This is a genomic window from Nitratidesulfovibrio oxamicus, from assembly GCF_015731765.1.
GTDB lineage: Bacteria > Desulfobacterota > Desulfovibrionia > Desulfovibrionales > Desulfovibrionaceae > Cupidesulfovibrio > Cupidesulfovibrio oxamicus.
In genome coordinates this window covers 1-1099 of record NZ_VRYY01000615.1, presented here as the reverse complement: position 1 = coordinate 1099, position 1099 = coordinate 1, and the positions used below count along the sequence as shown (strand labels likewise).

Below are 1099 nucleotides of genomic sequence, written 5' to 3'. Positions count from 1 at the left end.
GCTGGTTCTGTGGCTGGCGGCGGCGGTGGCGGGCGCCTGGCGGGTGCTGCCGCGCGCGGTGCATGCCGTGCGCAGCCTGCGCCCCGACATGAACCTGCTGATGGTCACGGCGGTCATCGGTGCGGCGGCCATCGGCCAGTTCTTCGAAGGAGCCTCGGTGGCGTTCCTGTTCGCCGTGGCCAACCAGCTGGAATCGTGGAGCGTGGACCGTGCGCGCTCGGCCATTGCCGCGCTGCTGGACATTTCGCCCTCGCGCGCCTTGCTGCTGTCGCGCCCGGGTGACATTGGGGCTGACATTGGGGCTGGCCTGCCCGGCATCCCCGTGGAGACCGCCGTGGAAAACGTGCCCGTGGGCTCGCGCATTCTCATCCGCGCGGGCGACCGCGTTCCCCTGGACGGCACGGTGGCGGCGGGCAGCTCGGACATCGACCAGTCGCCCATCACCGGCGAATCCATGCCCGTGCCCAAGCGGGTGGGCGAGCCGGTCTACGCGGGCACCATCAACGGCGGCGGCGTGCTGGAGGTGCTGACCTCCCGCGCCGCCTCGGACACCACCCTCGCGCGCATCCTGCACATGGTGGAGGCTGCCCAGTCGCGCCGCGCTCGCGCCGTGCAGTGGGTGGACCGTTTCGCCGCCGTGTACACCCCGGCCATGCTGGCCGTGGCCGCGCTGGTGGCCGTGGTGCCGCCGCTGTTCTTCGGCGGGGCGTGGTCGGCGTGGGTGTACGAGGCGCTGGTGGTGCTGGTCATTGCCTGCCCGTGCGCGCTGGTCATTTCCACCCCCGTGTCCATCGTGGCCGGGCTGGCCAGCGCGGCCCGCAACGGCGTTCTGGTCAAGGGCGGCTCGTTCCTCGAACTGCCCGCCAGTCTGACGGCCATCGCCTTCGACAAGACCGGCACCCTGACCCTGGGCCGCCCCCGCGTGGCCCGCGTGCTGCCCGTGGACGGTCACCCGCAGGTGCGCGACGAGGCTGCCGCATTGCGCATTGCCGCCGCGCTGGAAGGCCCCAGCAGCCACCCCCTTGCCCGCGCCATCGTGCAGCATGCCCGGCAGGTGACGGGGGCCGGGCTGGATGATGGCGCCACGGCCAGCGAGCAT

1 protein-coding gene is annotated in these 1099 nt (G+C 72.6%); it reads left to right on the top strand.

The window, feature by feature from the left end; translation table 11 throughout:
• A partial coding sequence (locus FVW20_RS16275) for an HAD-IC family P-type ATPase (protein WP_196610413.1) occupies positions 1 to 1099 on the top strand: 1099 nt, incomplete at both ends.